At 61.1% G+C, this 15,731-nt stretch carries 14 protein-coding genes and 1 riboswitch; of the genes, 8 read left to right on the top strand and 6 right to left on the bottom strand.

Annotated features, from left to right (window positions below; all coding sequences use genetic code 11):
- Positions 1–8: 8 nt before the first annotated feature.
- A complete protein-coding gene (locus F3H58_RS07645) occupies positions 9–1,142 on the bottom strand; it encodes an ABC transporter substrate-binding protein (RefSeq protein ID WP_078052491.1) in 1,134 nt (377 codons plus the stop codon).
- A gap of 113 nt (positions 1,143–1,255) precedes the next feature.
- Here F3H58_RS07645 and F3H58_RS07640 point away from each other — a divergent pair, with 113 nt between their 5' ends.
- Positions 1,256–2,086, top strand: coding sequence for a class I SAM-dependent methyltransferase (locus F3H58_RS07640; RefSeq protein WP_125145778.1), 831 nt, complete (start codon positions 1,256–1,258; stop codon positions 2,084–2,086).
- 135 nt (positions 2,087–2,221) lie between these two features.
- Here the strand turns inward: F3H58_RS07640 and F3H58_RS07635 are convergent, their stop codons facing one another.
- The 5 genes from F3H58_RS07635 to F3H58_RS07615 all read right to left on the bottom strand — a co-directional run bounded on the left by F3H58_RS07635 (position 2,222) and on the right by F3H58_RS07615 (position 6,873).
- Complete coding sequence (locus F3H58_RS07635) at positions 2,222–2,713, bottom strand: pseudoazurin (protein WP_149741780.1); 492 nt, start codon at positions 2,711–2,713, stop codon at positions 2,222–2,224.
- Positions 2,710–3,510, bottom strand: a complete 801-nt coding sequence (locus F3H58_RS07630) for an ABC transporter ATP-binding protein (RefSeq protein WP_149741779.1) — start codon at positions 3,508–3,510, stop codon at positions 2,710–2,712. The genes F3H58_RS07635 and F3H58_RS07630 overlap by 4 nt, the downstream gene beginning before the upstream one ends.
- Positions 3,507–4,535, bottom strand: a complete 1,029-nt coding sequence (locus F3H58_RS07625; RefSeq protein ID WP_149741778.1) for a FecCD family ABC transporter permease — start codon at positions 4,533–4,535, stop codon at positions 3,507–3,509. Before F3H58_RS07625 ends, F3H58_RS07630 begins: the two co-directional genes overlap by 4 nt.
- Positions 4,532–5,563 carry an ABC transporter substrate-binding protein gene (locus F3H58_RS07620; protein ID WP_149741777.1) on the bottom strand — a complete coding sequence of 344 codons (1,032 nt, stop codon included), beginning with the start codon at positions 5,561–5,563 and terminating at the stop codon, positions 4,532–4,534. The genes F3H58_RS07625 and F3H58_RS07620 overlap by 4 nt, the downstream gene beginning before the upstream one ends.
- A 157-nt stretch (positions 5,564–5,720) precedes the next feature.
- A riboswitch (cobalamin riboswitch) is annotated at positions 5,721–5,955 on the bottom strand.
- A 39-nt stretch (positions 5,956–5,994) separates the two neighbouring features.
- Positions 5,995–6,873 carry a GNAT family N-acetyltransferase gene (locus F3H58_RS07615; protein ID WP_149741776.1) on the bottom strand — a complete coding sequence of 293 codons (879 nt, stop codon included), beginning with the start codon at positions 6,871–6,873 and terminating at the stop codon, positions 5,995–5,997.
- A 203-nt stretch (positions 6,874–7,076) separates the two neighbouring features.
- Here F3H58_RS07615 and argE point away from each other — a divergent pair, with 203 nt between their 5' ends.
- The 7 genes from argE (at position 7,077) to F3H58_RS07580 (ending at position 15,730) form a co-directional block, all read left to right on the top strand.
- Positions 7,077–8,201 (top strand): acetylornithine deacetylase, encoded by a 1,125-nt coding sequence (argE, locus tag F3H58_RS07610; RefSeq protein WP_149741775.1) that lies wholly within the window; start codon positions 7,077–7,079, stop codon positions 8,199–8,201.
- Positions 8,202–8,224: 23 nt separating this feature from the next.
- Entirely contained in the window at positions 8,225–9,148 is a 924-nt protein-coding gene (locus tag F3H58_RS07605; RefSeq protein WP_149741774.1) for a 2-hydroxyacid dehydrogenase, read from the top strand.
- A 26-nt stretch (positions 9,149–9,174) separates the two neighbouring features.
- Positions 9,175–9,531: a cupin domain-containing protein gene (locus F3H58_RS07600; protein WP_149741773.1), complete on the top strand. Its 357-nt coding sequence runs from the start codon at positions 9,175–9,177 to the stop codon at positions 9,529–9,531.
- Complete coding sequence (locus F3H58_RS07595) at positions 9,528–9,983, top strand: GNAT family N-acetyltransferase (protein ID WP_149741772.1); 456 nt, start codon at positions 9,528–9,530, stop codon at positions 9,981–9,983. The genes F3H58_RS07600 and F3H58_RS07595 overlap by 4 nt, the downstream gene beginning before the upstream one ends.
- A 128-nt stretch (positions 9,984–10,111) precedes the next feature.
- Positions 10,112–12,154 carry a hydantoinase/oxoprolinase family protein gene (locus tag F3H58_RS07590; protein WP_149741771.1) on the top strand — a complete coding sequence of 681 codons (2,043 nt, stop codon included), beginning with the start codon at positions 10,112–10,114 and terminating at the stop codon, positions 12,152–12,154.
- Positions 12,155–12,157: 3 nt separating this feature from the next.
- The gene (locus tag F3H58_RS07585) at positions 12,158–14,125 is read left to right on the top strand and encodes a hydantoinase B/oxoprolinase family protein (protein ID WP_149741770.1); all 1,968 of its coding nucleotides are present in this window, start codon (positions 12,158–12,160) and stop codon (positions 14,123–14,125) included.
- Between the two features lie 141 nt (positions 14,126–14,266).
- Entirely contained in the window at positions 14,267–15,730 is a 1,464-nt protein-coding gene (locus F3H58_RS07580) for an aldehyde dehydrogenase family protein (protein ID WP_149741769.1), read from the top strand.
- Position 15,731 lies beyond the last annotated feature (1 nt).

The following is a 15,731-nucleotide window of genomic DNA, read 5'->3' as shown; positions in this document are numbered from 1 at the left end:
TCCCTTTATTACCTGGCGTCCTTCAGCGAAACGAAGTAGCCGGGCTTGTAGTCGAGCGGCAGGAAGCGGGCATGCAGTTCCTTGAAGGTCGCCTCCGGATCGAGGTCCTTGAAGAGGTCCGGATGCAGCCACTTGGCGATTTCCTGAACGGCCACGAACTGATAGGGATTGTTGTAGAACTGATGCCAGATGGCGTGGACATTACCGTCCTTCACCGCCTGCACGCCGGTGAAAGCCGGGCGCTTGGTCAGGTTTTCAAGCTTGCGATGGGCTTCCTTCAAATCCGCGCCATAACCGACGCCGACCCAGTTGCCGCCCGGAACATAACCGTTCCAGTTGCCGCCGGTAATGATGATCTGCTCCGGGTTGGAGGCAATGATCTGTTCCGGATTGACGGTGCCGAAAGTGCCGGGAATGATGTCCTTGGCCATGTTGATGCCGCCGGCAAGCTCCACCATCTTGCCGAAATTCTCGTTGCCGAAGGACATGCAGCAATCGTCGGAATAACCGCCGGCGCGCTCCATGAACACCACAGGCTTCTTCGGATTGGCCTTTTCGAGCGTATCGGTGACCTTGGCGATGGAATCGGCGCGGAACTTGATGAAGTCCTCGGCGATCTTTTCCTTGCCCGTCAGCTGGCCCATGAGGCGCATGCTCGGCTCGGTATTTTCCATAGGCTTTTCACGGAAATCGACGTAGACCAGCGGAATGCCGACCTTGGCGAGCTTTTCGATATAGCCCGCTTCTTCGGTCGCCGTCTTGGCGTCGATATTCATCAGGATCACGTCAGGCTTCAGGGCAACAGCCTGTTCTATGTCAAAAGTGCCGTCCTTCATGCCGCCGAAAGTCGGCAGCTTGGCGATCTCCGGATACTTGGCGAGATAGGCCGCATAGGTTTCCGGGTCGGCTTTCGCCAGATCGTCGCGCCAGCCAACCACGTGCTGGAAGGGGTTTTCCTTGTCGAGTGCAGCCAGGAAATAAATCTGGCGACCTTCACCGAGGATGACGTGCGATACCGGCACATTCACCTCGACATCGCGGCCCGTCACATCCTTGACGGTGACCTTTTCGGCGAATGCCGGCCATGCGGCGGATACGAGAAGGCCAAGGGCAAGTGCCGCAGATTTGGCTGAGATGCGCATCGGATATTGCTCTCCAGTGTTGACTGGCGCGGCTGTATTATTTTCTGACTGTACTAGTCAACATTTATGTTTTAGAGCCATTCTTAACTGACCGGTACATGAGTTGAAGACCGATGATCGACACAATCCAATATGGCAAAAACGACAGTCTAAGAGACGAAATCAAATCCTATTGGTCCGGCCGCGCCGCGACTTTCGACCTTTCCCCCGGACATGAAATTTTTTCCGAAGACGAGCGCGAGGCCTGGCACGCGCTTATCCTGAAACATCTCGGCCGCGGAGAAGGCCGCAGGGCGCTCGATCTTGCCAGCGGCACCGGCGTCATCTCGCACCTGATGGACGATCTCGGTTTTCAGGTCACCGGCATGGACTGGTCGGAAACCATGCTGGCGCTTGCCCGTGAAAAAGCGAAAAGCCGTGGCCGCAGCATCCGCTTTTTCGTCGGCGATGCCGAAAACACGATGGAGCCGGATGAAAGCGCCGATGTCATCATCACCCGTCATCTGGTCTGGACGCTGGTGGACCCGCAGGCAAGCTTTGCCGAATGGTTCCGCGTTCTGAAACCGGGCGGACGGCTTCTGATCGTCGACGGCGATTTCGTGAATACCGGCTGGCGCGAAAAACTGGTGAAGAAACTGGCGGCCAGCCTCGAAAGCATCGGCCTCGTCAAACCGGACCAGCCGCACAAGCCGGCGGACCCGGAAAACACCTTCAACAGCATTCTTTCCCGCGTTTATTTTTCGAAGGGCGCAAGGGCTGGCGATGTCGCGGCGCTGTTGCGTGCGACCGGCTTCGAACCTGTCGCAATCGATCAGGAGCTTCAGGCCATTCACCGCGCCCAGGCGAAAAATTTCAGCCTGCTGAAAGGCATCCTTCGCGGGCTGCAGCATCGTTATGCCGTGTGCGCGGTGAAGCCGGGGAACTACTCCGTCACCCCGGACTAAATCCGGGGTCCAGTGCGATCAAGTCCTTGATCGCAAAAGACTCTTCCCACGGCGCAGACGCGCTGCGGCTGGATGCCGGATCATCCTCGGGCAGGTTTCGGGGACCGGCATGACGGATGAGAGCTCAGTGCAGCCTCATTTTTCCGCCTGCTCGAAAAGATCGTCCAATCGCGGTTTGGCGCGACCCGGCACATCCACCGTCCTGTAACTCTGCGGCAGGGTCGCCTCGCCGACCTTGATCAGCATGACCATGCCCATGCCGTAATGCGGTGAGCATTTGATGCCGTAAAAGCCCGGCTTTTCAAACCCGGTCTCAAACTCGTCATTGATGCGGCTTTTGAAACCTTCGACACCTTCCGGGATCATGCCATCGATGGTCGCCGCATTGTGGCTCTTGTGGGTGGGCACAAAGCGCACGCGGTCGCCGGGAGCTATTTCGAGAAAATCGGGCTCGAACACCATCGGGCCTTTTTCGCCCCGATTCAGCATTTTTACCTCGAAGGTCTCGGCTGAAGCGTGAACGGGAAACACAGTGGCAGCGCTGGCGACTACGGCAGCGGCGTAAAGCATTCCGGCCTTTGCAATTATGCGAAAACCGGCGTTTGCGAGCCTCGTCAATGTCATCATCGTACCAATACTTTCCTTGCATGCCCGGCCCGCCCATGGGCCGGCAGAAAACGAATATGCGAAAAGCCGGCCTCATCCGTGGTGACGACGCATTCCACCCCGAAGACGGCGGCTATTCTCGCCGGCGTCAGGACCTCCCGCGGCGGACCGACCGCGATCATCTCGCCCCGGTGCATGATGGCGACGCGGTCGCAGAACATGGCGGCGTGATTGAGATCGTGCAGCGCCGCCACAACGGTCAGGCCCTGCCGGCGCACCAGATCGAGCAGGCCGATCTGGTGGCCTATGTCGAGATGATTGGTCGGTTCGTCCAGAAGCAGGATATGCGGCTCCTGCGTCAATGCGCGGGCGATATGCAGGCGCTGGCGTTCTCCGCCGGAAAGATGATGCCAATTGCGCTCCGCCTTGTCGGCCATGTCGACATTGGCAAGTGCTGCATCAACAATGGCGTCATCCTTCTGCGACCAGGCGGAAAGCGGCCCGAGATAGGGCGTGCGCCCAAGCTCCACCGCCTGTCGTGCGGTAATGCGTTCGGTGGTTTCGGCCTGCTGCTCCACGAAGGCGAGCCGGCGGGCAAGGTCTCGCCGTCCCAATGAGGCAAGCGGCTCATCCCCGAGCGTGACATGGCCCCGGCGCGGCTTGCGAATGCCTGCCAGCATGGAGAGCAGCGTGCTTTTGCCGGAACCGTTCGGCCCGATAATCCCCAGAAATTCACCGGAACCGACATCGAGTGAAACGCCGCGCACGATGTCGATATTGCCGGCATGGAAATACAGGTCGTGGGCGGATAATTTCATGAACGCCCCCTCTTCTGCCCGAGAATGAAGGCAAAGGCGGGCGCACCGACAAGCGCGGTGATGACGCCGATGGGCAGCACCTGCCCGGGAATGACGATGCGCGAGAGAATATCCGCGACGATCATGAAAACCGCGCCGGTCAGCGCCGTTACCGGCAATAATATACCGTGGCGAACGCCGACGAAGATGCGCGCGGCATGCGGAATGACGAGACCCACGAAGCCGATGGAGCCGACCAGCGACACCATCGCAGCCGTCATGATCGCCGAAACGGAGATGAGCACGGCGTAGACCCAGCGCACCGGAATGCCGAGTGAGGCGGCGGCCTGGCCGCCGAAGGCGAAGGCATCGAGCGCGCGGGCATACCAGAGACACACCGCAAGCCCCGCAAGGCTGACCGGCAACGCCAGCCAGACATCCGGCCAGCGCACGCCCGAGAGGTTGCCCAGCAGCCAGAACATGATGCCGCGCGCCTGTTCCGCATTGGCGGATTTGGTGACGATGAAAGAGGTCATGGCGTTGAACAGCTGCGACCCGGCCACCCCCGCCAGAATGATGGCGCTGTTGCCGTGTCCCGCCCGCACCGCCAGAAGGCTGACCAGAGAAAACGCAACGAAAGCACCGATGAGCGCCCCGGCCGGCATCGTCAGAAACCCCGCACCGAAGCCGAGAAGCGCCACGGCGACGGCACCGGTGGAGGCGCCGGCGGAAATGCCGAGAATATAGGGATCGGCAAGCGGGTTGCGCAGAAGCGATTGCAGCACCGCCCCGGCGAGCGCCAAAGAAGCGCCGCAACAGGCGGCAACGACGGCGCGGCTCAGACGATAGCTCCAGACGATGCCCTCATCCAGCGGCTCCAGCGGATAACCCGCATGAAAGACGCGATTGGCAATCGTTTTTGCGACCACGTCAAATGGAATGGCTGTCTCGCCGATGGCCGCTCCGGCCATCAGCGCTATCAACAGCAGGGCGAGCGCGGCAAAAACCAGGCCCGCCCTGCCGAGATGGAGGGAGAGGCCGTTCACTTGGCGAGGCCAGCAGCCGAAATCGCCTCGGCCAGCGTTTCGATGCCTTCAATGGTGCGAATGGTCGGGTTCATCGCCTGCGCATCCATTTCGAACACATGGCCTTGCCTGACAGCGGGCATGATGCTTGCCACCGGGTCAGTTGCCAGAAACTTCAGCTTGACGGCAATGTCATCGGCAGGGAAGCGGCGGCGGTCCATCTTGCCGGCAACAACGATAGACGGGTTGGATTTGGCGATGGTTTCCCAGCCGACCGTCGGCCATTCCTCGTGGCTTTCGATGACATTCTTCAATCCGAGAGCAGACATGATGTAACCCGGAGCGCCGTTACGGCCGGCGACGTAGGGGTCGATATCCAGTTCCGCGCTCGAGAACCAGAAGACGGCCGAGAGCTTGCCATTGGCAGAAGCGATCTTGGCTCTGGCGGCGTCCTCGCGCTTCTTCAGGTCGGCGACGACTTCCTCACCGCGATCCTGCACGTTGAAGATTTTGGCAAGGTCACGGATTTCCTGGTAGATCAGTTCCATGGTGAAAACGGTGTTGCGCACGCCGTCGCCACCGCCGGAATTGTCTTTGCCCATGCAATCGGCCGGCGAGGTGTAAACGGGAATCCCGAGTTCGGCAAATTGCGCCGGCGTTCCGACAACACCCTCCGGGCCGATCTGCCATTGGAACTGTGTCGTCACGAGATCCGGCTTCTTGCCGACAACCGCCTCAAAGCTTGGGTCGTTGTCGGCCAATCGCTCGATCTTGGCGTTGGCCTCTTCGTAGCCCTTCAGAACCGGGCCGATCCACAGCGCCGTGCCGACAACCTTGTCGGCGAGGCCAAGCAGGTAAAGAACCTCGGTTGTGCTCTGGCCGACAGATACGGTGCGGGCCGGCGCCTGCTTGAAGGTGATCTCCTGACCGCAACTGTTGATTGTCAGGGGGTAGGTGGTTTCGGCACCCTGCGCGCCAACGGCGGGCAAGGATGCAAAGGCAACCGCCACGACGCCGACGAGAGCCGGCAGGCGTCTAAAATGAAACATGTGTTCTCCAGTCGAAAGTAAACTTATTCCAGAGCAGCAGGCGTCAGAGCGCGCACCAACAGCGGGACGTCTTGTACGGAGAACGATGATCGGATGCAAACAAAATGTAACGTAATAACATTACACCCTCCTCCTCCGGGCTTCCCCGCCCGTAACGATGGTTCATATTTTGACGGCAGGTCTCCTGGCTCACGAATTTGCGTCACTCATCTGCCTTCCCGCATTCCGGAGAATACAGTGGCATGACGCCTTCAAGCGTCACGGGGATGAACGACAATCCGCTTACAGTTGCGGGGGCAGCCACGGCATTGGGCGAAAAAGATCACCCGCACCATGTTCCCTATTAATCCCTTCGCCTTTCGGCTGCAGGAACCGTCGCTTTCTCACATAAGGGGCAAGAGGCGGGGCGTCAATTGCGATAGTGCCGCACCTCAGCACAAAGACGGGCTTGCCAGGGCGAAAATCTTTGCGGAATCAGAGCCCGCCGGTTGCAGCGCGCCTTTCGACATGGCGGTGAGCGTTTCGATCCCCACCAGCCCGGATTGCGCCAGGAACTCGGTCAGAAGACCGCTATCCCGCACGGTATCGAGACGGACAAGCTGATCGTCGAGATCGGAAAAATGTCGCCTCACCAACGCAATCGCATCCGCCTCGTCACCGGCGATGACCGGGCCGACAATATGGCCCCGCCCCGCCGCACGCCGCAATGCAAAGGCGGCAAGACGATCGGCCTCGAACAGGCCGTAACCCGTATTTTCCTGAACAAGGCGTTGCAGGACGCCCCGGCGCGAAACACCGAAAGCCGCCCGATCCAGATCCACCACGGCGGACAAATGATCCCAGGACAGCGGCTCGATTCTCTGCTTTCTTCCAAGCGTCGGCATCTCGGCAGGGCAACGTGCCTTGCCGCGCAGGAGATGTACTTTTTCCGCATCTCCGGAAAAACCCAGCCGTGCGAAAAGCCGTCGCGAGGCTTCCGTGGCGTTCAACCGCAGGGCGGCTTCAGGGTAGCCCGCGATGAGTTGGCCCACCAGCCATGGTGCAACGCCCTGCCCCTGCAAACGGGGAGAAACGATGACCATGCCGACCGTCGCGAAACCCTCATCATAAGGAAACAGCATTGCCGTTGCGACAACACGATCGATCTCGTCAAGCGCGGCAAGGCCGACGCCGCACTGCCGCAGGAAACACCATTCGTTCGCGTGATATCGCCATCCGACAGCCATGGACAAAGCATGCAGATGATCGGCCTCCACATCGGCGATATCCACTGTCCGCAACTCGAAACTATCGACTTTGAGCAGCTCCATGACAAACGGCTCTCATTCCCTCCGGCGCGGAACCTAGATCCCGGCAGCCCAGCTCACGACATCCGAAGATAACCAGCCTCGTCAGCAGGAATTTTCCGAAAGCGCTGGAAGGACACAACAATCTACTGAAATCACCCGTATTTCAGCAGATAAACGCCGCAGGCCGCTCTAAGCTTTTCGGCGTTGAAGCGACGGAGACAGCCATGAACGCAATCGACATTCTGGAGCGTCTTGTCGGCTTCCCGTCGGTGGTCGGAACCGCCAATGGCGACATCGCCGGATGGATCGCCGATTATCTGGAAAGCCACGGCGCGAAAGTATCGCTGCTTGCCGGCCCGGAGGGCGACCGCGCCAATCTCTTTGCCAGCTTCGGCCCGACCGATGCCAGCGGATACATCCTGTCCGGCCATATGGATGTGGTGCCTGCCGGTGAGCCGGAATGGTCCTCCGATCCCTTTACGCTGAGAACCGAAGGCGAGCGTCTCTACGGACGCGGAACCACCGACATGAAAGGGTTTCTGGCCACGGTTCTCGCCGCAGCACCGGTATTTTCACGCATGGCGCTGAAGCGGCCCGTTCACATCGCTTTTTCCTATGACGAGGAGGCGGGCTGCCGCGGCGTTCCGCATCTCATTGCCCGATTGCCGGAACTATGCGCAAAACCGGCGGGCGCGATCATCGGCGAACCGAGCAATCTGCGCGCCGTGCGCGCCCACAAGGGCAAGGCCGCCGCACGCATCACCATTCGCGGGCACTCCGGACATTCCTCGCGGCCGGATCAGGGCGTGAACGCCATTCATCTAATGACCGGCATCATGGCAAAGGTGGTCGAGACAGCACAGGCTCTCACCGAGGGTCCCTTCGAAGCGACATTCGAGCCGCCCTATTCCTCCCTGCAGATCGGCACGGTGAAAGGCGGACAGGCGATCAACATCATCCCCGATCTTTGCGCCATCGAACTGGAGGCGCGGGCGATTGCTGGCGTATCGCCGGTCGCCCTGCTCCAGCCGGTGCGCGACGGCGTCGAAGCGCTCGCCGCCGAGGGCATCGACATAGAATGGACGCCGATGAGCGATTATCCGGCGCTGTCCCTTGCCGCCGATGCAGCGCTCGTGAAGCTTCTGGAAGAATTGACCGGCGCGCCCTGCATCGCCGCCGTCAGCTATGGCACGGAGGCCGGGCTTTTTCAGGCGGCCGGAATTGACGCCATCATCTGCGGCCCGGGCGATATCGGCCGCGCCCACAAGCCCGACGAATTCATAACGGCCGGCGAACTTTCGGCCTGCCAGTCAATGCTGGAAACACTGGCGAACCGCTGCACGGTTTAAACCTTCGGAACCACGGATTTCAGATGACTTTCTTCTTCAATTCCGACGCGAAGCGCGGCGAGATTTTCCGGCAGGCCCTGGCCCGCGAGCTGCCGGAACTACCTTTTTCGATGGATGCCGAAAGCGTCGATCCGGATGCGGTTCGGTACCTCATCACCTGGACCGTGCCGGAGGATATCGGCCGCTACCGCAATCTCGAAATCCTGTTTTCCATCGGTGCGGGCGTCGATCAGTTTCACATCGACACCGTCCCTGCGCATGTAAAAGTCGTGCGCATGGTGGATGAAGGCATCATCCGCATGATGCAGGAATATGTGAGCCTCGGCGTGCTTTCGCTTCACCGCAACCTGCCGGTCTATTTGAAGCAGCAGCGCGAGCAACTCTGGAAGGCCCTGCCACAGCGTCAGGCGGAAGACTGCCGGGTGGGCGTTCTCGGCCTCGGCATGCTGGGCGTTGCCGCGCTGGAACGGCTGAAACCTTTCGGCTTTCCGCTTTCCGGCTGGAGCCGTTCACCGCGCGAGATCGAAGGCGTGACCTGCCATCATGGCGAAGCCGGATTGTCCACGATCCTTTCGACCAGCGATATTCTTGTTTGCCTGCTGCCGCTGACCGACGAAACGACGGGACTTCTGAATGGCGAACGCCTGGGGATGCTTCCCGAGGATGCAGGGCTGGTTCACGCCGGGCGTGGCAAACAACTCGACCACGACGCCCTCATCGATGCGCTGGACAGCGGCAGGCTTTCGGGTGCTGTGATCGACGTCACCGATCCGGAACCGCTTCCGGAAAACCATCCCTTCTGGACGCATCCGAAAATTCTCCTGACGCCGCACATTGCCAGCGTCACCCAGCCTCATTCGGCAGCACGCACCGTTGTCGAAAACATCAAACGATACCAGTCCGGCCTCGAGCCGCTCGGCCTCGTCGACCGCAATCGCGGATATTGATCATCCCGTTCCAGGAAAGGACACCCATGCCACTTCTCAAGACCATCGACACCCATCCCGCCTTTGAACCGAAAACCTCCAAGGTCGCGCCGGACCGCCTTCTTTCCGGCGATCCTTCGATCAAGGTCTGGGCGCTGGACGAAGCCCGCGACGGCACCGTCCGCACCGGCATCTTTGAAGCGACCCCCGGTGAAAACCGCTCGATCAAGGGCGAGACCTTCGAGTTTTGCCACATTGTTGAAGGCGTTGTCGAAATCACGCCCGAAGGCGGCGAGCCGCAGCGTTACACGGCCGGCGACAGCTTCGTCATGAAACCCGGTTTCGTCGGCGTGTGGAAAACCATTGAAACCGTGCGCAAGATCTATGTTACGGTGAACGGATGAACTGGGAACCGGCCATTTTCGAAATCACCCGCGACGGCTATGTGCTGAGCACCGATCCGGCACGGGTTGATTTCGATCTGGTCCATGGTTTTCTCGCGCGCGATTCCTACTGGGCGCAGGGAATGACCGCCGACCGGCTGAAGCGGGCGCTTTCGCATTCGTTGCCGGTCGGCGTTTACGCCCCCGACGGCTCCATGGCCGCCTTCGCCCGCCTGGTGACGGATTACGCCGTTTTCGGCTATCTGCGCGATGTCTTCACGGTGGAAGATCATCGCGGTCGCGGCCTTGCGTCCTGGATCGCCACCGAGATACGCAAACACCCGGAGCTTTCGACGGTATCGAGCTGGATGCTGGCGACCCGCGACGCCCATGGCATTTACGAAAAGGCCGGTTATCGCGCCGCACCGCATCCCGAATATTACATGACGGTGCCGAAACCCGGCGAGGGTTGAGCAACCCTCCCAACGGGCCACCCCGGCCATCCTCATAACCCGGGGCTATGACCCTTACCCCATAAATGCTTGGCCCTTTTCCGGTCCCGATGACAGCATCGTCCGCATTGGAAAAGGAGACGAAAGAGATGGGATATCGCATTGGCGTCGATGTTGGCGGGTCGTTTACGGATTTTGCCGTGTTCGACGATGGGACCGGCGCGCTTTCCACCCTGAAGGTGTTTTCCCGCCCCGATGCGCCCGGAGAAGAAATCCTTCTCGCGCTGGACACGCTGAAAAAGCGCGACGGCATCGAAGCGAAGGACGTTTCCTATTTCACCCATGGCACCACCGTCGGGGTCAACACCGTCATCCAGCGCAACGGCCAGAATGTCGCGCTGTTCACCACCGAAAATTTCGAGGATGTGCTGGGCGTTGCACGCCTGAAAATTCCGCAGATCCACAATCTCTATTCCGTGCGGCCGGAACCGCTCATCCCGCGCGAACGGGTTTTCGGCATAGCCGAGCGCATGCTGGCGACCGGCGAGGTAAAGCTCGCTCCGAACGAAGAGAATGTGGCGCGGGCTGTCGCCGGCGCCCTTGCAGCCGGTTGCGACGGAATTGTGCTCGCCTTCCTGCATTCCTACCGCAATCCCGAAAACGAACGGGCCGTGAAGGCGATGATCGAACGCATAGCTCCGCAATTGCCGGTGGTCTCCTCTGCCCAGACATGGCCGATCATCCGCGAATATGAGCGCACCGTCACCGCCGTCATCAGCGGTTATGTCCAGCCGCGTGTCGCACATTACCTCGACCGTTTCGAAACGGTGCTGCGCGGGCAAGGCATTGCCTGCCCGCTGCTCATCACCAAGACCAATGGCGGCGTCATGGGCATCGATCAGGCGCGGCGGGAATGTGTGCAGATGATCCTGTCGGGCACCGCCTCCGGCGTCATCGGCGCGGGTTATCTGGCAAAGGCCAGCGGCTTTGACCGGGTGATGAGCCTCGACATTGGCGGCACCAGCGCCGATGTGGCCGTTATCCTTAATGGCGAGGCCCAATATGGGGTCGGCGAGCTGATCGGCGATTTCCAGATTCACGTCCCTTCCGTTTCCGTCAGCTCTGTTGGCCAGGGCGGTGGCTCGGTCGCATGGGTGGATAGCCTCGGCCTGTTGCAGGTAGGGCCGGAAAGTGCCGGTTCGACGCCGGGGCCAGCCTGTTACGGACGCGGCGGCGACCGCCCGACGATCACGGATGCCATGGCAGCCGCCAATCTCATCGGCCATATGCCGCTCGGTTATGGCGCGGTGACCGTCGATCACGCTGCATCGCGCGCCGCGCTCTCGCCGCTCGCCGAAAAACTCGGCCTTTCCGTCGAGGCGCTCGCCGGCAACATCGTCGATATCGCCGTCTCCGGCATGTATGCGGAGGTGAACGCCCTCACCTCCCGTTTCGCCATCGACCCGCGCGAATTTCACCTCTTCGCTTTCGGCGGCGCCGGCGCGATGCTCGCCTGTTTCCTCGCCCGCGAACTGGATATGAAGGGTGTGGTGGTGCCGCCCACCCCGGGCGTCGTTTCCGCGCTCGGCGGCCTGATTGCCGATCTGAAGAATGATTTCATCCGCACCACCTATTGCGATGTGAACGACAGGGAGGCCTCCGATCTCGCCCCCCTTCTCGCCGAAATGCAGGAAACCGGCCGCAACTGGCTGAAGGAACAGGGTTTTCACGGTGATTGCGAGATGCGGCTTTCCGCCGACATGCGCTATCGCGGCCAATCCTACGAAATCGAAACCACGCTCCAGCCGGAATGGCTGGGCAGCGGCGACGCCAGCGCGATCAATAGGGCATTTCACGAAGAACATGCCCGCCTCTACGGTCATTCCGATGAGCGGGCGGCCGTGCAGATGGTCAATCTCAGGCTTGTCGTCTCCGGGAAAACACCGAAGCCGCCGCTTCGCGAGACAGACGTGGCCGCAGGCCCCGCAGCACCGCGCTTTCACAAGAAAGGCTGGTTTGGCGGCATGGAGCACGACTTGGCGATCTATCACCGTGACGATCTGGCGGCCGGTCACGATTTCAACGGCCCCGCCATCGTCCTTCAGGACGATACCACCACCGTGGTGCCGCCCGGCTTTACGGTCCATGTGGACCGTTTCGGCAATCTCGTCATTACCAAGCGGGAGTTTTGACCCATGACCATCGATCGCCGCAATCTCAAGGTGCTCGCCAATTTCTGCTCGGCCGCCGCCGACGCCATGGCCTTTACGCTGATGCGCACCGCCCATTCCGCCTTCGTCAAGGAAACCGAGGATTTTTCCTGTCAGGTGGTGACGCGCGAAGGGCTGGCCTTTGCCAATCCCCGGCAATTCGGCGCGCCCTGGTATAGCGGCATCGACTACGCGCCGCTGCTTTCCATGTTCGAAGAATATGAAGAGGGCGATATCTGCATCACCAACGACCCCTATAGCGGTTTCGTCGCCACCCACTCGCCGGATATCCACATCTGGAAACCGGTCTTCCATGAGGGCAAAATTGCCTGTTTCGTGGTCGGGCACATCCACAATACCGATGTCGGCGGCGCGGTTCCCGCCTCATTGTCCCGCTCGCTTTCCGAAATTGAGCAGGAAGGCCTGCGCATTCCGCCGGTCAAGCTCGTGCGCAAAGGCAGGCTCGATCACTTCATCATCGACATGATGAAGGCCAATGTCCGCATGCCGGAACAGAATATCGGCGACCTCCACGCCCAGATCGCCTCTGTCAATATCGGCGAACGCAAGATGCAGGAAATCGTCGCCCGTTTCGGCTTTGACGATTTTCTGGACGGTGTGCGCCAGATTTTCGACTATGCGGAAGAGCAGACCCGGCAAATCCTCACCCGGGTGCCCGATGGCGACTATTTCTTTGCCGATTATGCCGATGAGGATTCCGTCGGCGGCCGGCCATGCCGCGTGGCGCTGACGCTGAAAATCCGCGGCGGCGAAGCCGTCCTCGACTATACCGGCAGCGACCCGCAGCTCGGCTCGTCGCTGAACATGCCGACCGGCGGCCGCGAGCGGCATTCACTCGTCATGGTCGGCCTCACCTATGTGCTTTATACGCTCGATAACAGCCTGCTCCTGAATGCCGGCACCCTGCGCCCGGCGCGGGCCGTGCTGCCGGAAGGCACGATCGTTAATTGCCAGCGCCCGGCCGCCGTCGGCATGCGTTCGCTGACCTGCGCCATGACCCAGATTGTCACCATCGGCGCTTTTGCAAAGGCCCTGCCGGAGCTTATTCCCGCCGCCTCACCCGGCGGAAACGCCATCATGAACATCAAGACCAGCGACAGGAACGGCCGCCCGGTCATGGCCTCCATAGGCCCGGTTGGTGGCGGCGGCGGCGGCACGCCCTTCTGCGACGGCAGCGACGGCGCGGGCGGCGCCACCGGTTTTCTGCGCAACACGCCGATTGAAATCAGCGAAGCGGAAGTACCGATCCTTTTCCGCCGTTATGGGCTGCAACGCGACACTGGCGGGGCGGGCCGTTTTCGCGGCGGGCTTTCGGCTGTCATGGAGTTTGAAATATCGTCCCCGGAAACGGTGGTCACGGCCCGCAACCGCAACCGTTCAGTAATGGCGAGCTGGGGTGTCAACGGCGCAGGCCCGGGGCTGATTTCCCGCTTCCTCCGCAATCCCGATACCGAGGGCGAAATCTCACTCGGCAATACCGATATCGTCCATTGCGGTCCGGGCGATGTCATTCGAGTCGTTGGACCAGGAGCCGGCGGTTACGGCGACCCCTTCACCCGCCCGCCGCAGGCCGTGCTGCGCGATGTACGGCGTGGTGCGGTCTCAGCAGAAAATGCTGCAAGGAACTATGGGGTGGCGCTCAACGGTGATGATATCGACGAAGAGGCGACGGCTGCCCTGCGCGCCGCGCCGCGCCGGAAGACGGACGATATCATCAGCTACGGACCGGAGCGGCTCGCCTTCGAGGCGGTCTGGACCCGGGAACGCTATGATCTTCTGACGCAATTCCTGCAAAAATCGCCGGTGGGATGGCGCTTCTTCCTGAAACACCGGGTGTTTGAAGCGGTCGAAAACGAGGGCGATGATCCCCGCCCCCTTGGCGAGCGGATGGCCGGGATTTTCGACCGTATAAGCGCCCGCTACGGCGTTTGACCTGCGGCATATACCAGCCGCCGAAGATTGCGCTGTCTGCCGGTGGCAAAACAGGATTTTCATTCACCGCCCGCGCCGCAGTCGGTCGATGCTGCTTGCCATCAGGGATTAGCGTTGGGGCATATCCAAAGAGGATTCCACATGACGCTCAGCTTCGATCCAGACAGCTTAACCCTGCCGATCGGCCACTTCATCGGCGACCGGCTGGTTCCAGCGGCAAACGGCATCGACATGCACCGCCCTTCGGACGGCATCGAATATGCCGGTTGTCCCAAGGCGGATGCGGCGCTGGTCGATGAGGCGGTGCAGACTGCCAAGGCCGCCTTGAAGAGCAGCAACTGGGGCGGCGTGCGCCCGCGCGAGCGCACAAAGGTCTTGCAGCGCTGGGCCGACCTGATCGAACAGGAAGCCGAGACGCTGGCGAAAATCGAGGCGCTCTCCTCGACACGGCCGGTGGGCCAGCTGATCGCCGGCGATATCGCCGTCACCGCCGAACAGATCCGTTTCTTTGCCGAATTCGCGGACAAGGAAGGCGGCGATCTGGTGCCGACAGACGATGCAAGCCTCGGAATGATCATGACCGAACCCTATGGCGTGGTCGGCGCCATCACGCCGTGGAATTTCCCCGTCTCCATGGCCGGCTGGAAGCTCGGCCCGGCGCTCGCGGCAGGCAATGCCGTGGTGCTGAAACCATCTGAAATGACGCCCTTCTCCAGCATCTTCATGGCGCAGCTGGCGATCAAGGCGGGGCTGCCGGCAGGTCTCATCAACATCGTGCTGGGCGACGGGCCCGTGACGGGCAACGCCATCACCGGACACCCTGATATCTCCAAGGTCAGCTTTACCGGCTCCACGGCCGCTGGCGCCGCCATCATGGGCAATATCGCCCGGACCGGCATCAAGCCCATGACGCTGGAACTCGGCGGCAAGAGCCCGCAAATTGTGTTTGCCGATGCGGATATCGAGAAGGCGGCGGCGGCCATCGCCGGCAATATTCTCTCCAATGCCGGACAGGCCTGCGTGGCCGGCTCGCGCATCATCGTCGAGGAAAGTGCAGCGGATGCCCTTTCGGCCGCGATCATCGCCCGCATGAAAGCCGTGAGACCCGGCCCTACCTGGGACGAGACAACGCAATATTCGCCTATTATCTCCGAGGTGCAGCGCAAACGCATCGACGGCATCGTGCAGGCGGCGGTCGCCCATGGCGGCGAATGCCTGACGGGCGGCGCAGTGATGGATGGCCCCGGCTATTTCTACCAGCCGACGCTGATCGCCAATGTCGACCAGACCTCCCCTGCTGTCACCGAGGAAATCTTCGGCCCGGTGCTGACGCTGCAGACCTTCCGTACGGAAGAAGAGGCTCTGGCGCTTTCCGACCATCCGACCTACGGTCTGGCGGCGGGTCTTTTCAGCCGTGACGTCTCGCGCGTCATGCGCCTGTCCCGCGCCATCCAGGCGGGCACGATCTGGGTCAACCGTTACGGCCGCTCGCGCGACCACATATTGCCGACCGGTGGTTACAAACGCTCCGGCATCGGCAAGGATCTCGGACGCGAGGCCTATCTCGCCAACCGCAAGAGCAAAAGCGTCCTCATCGGACTGTAAC

Source organism: Rhizobium sp. NFACC06-2 (assembly GCF_900101425.1).
GTDB classification, from domain to species: domain Bacteria; phylum Pseudomonadota; class Alphaproteobacteria; order Rhizobiales; family Rhizobiaceae; genus Agrobacterium; species Agrobacterium leguminum.
This window is presented reverse-complemented; position numbering and strand designations above follow the sequence as displayed.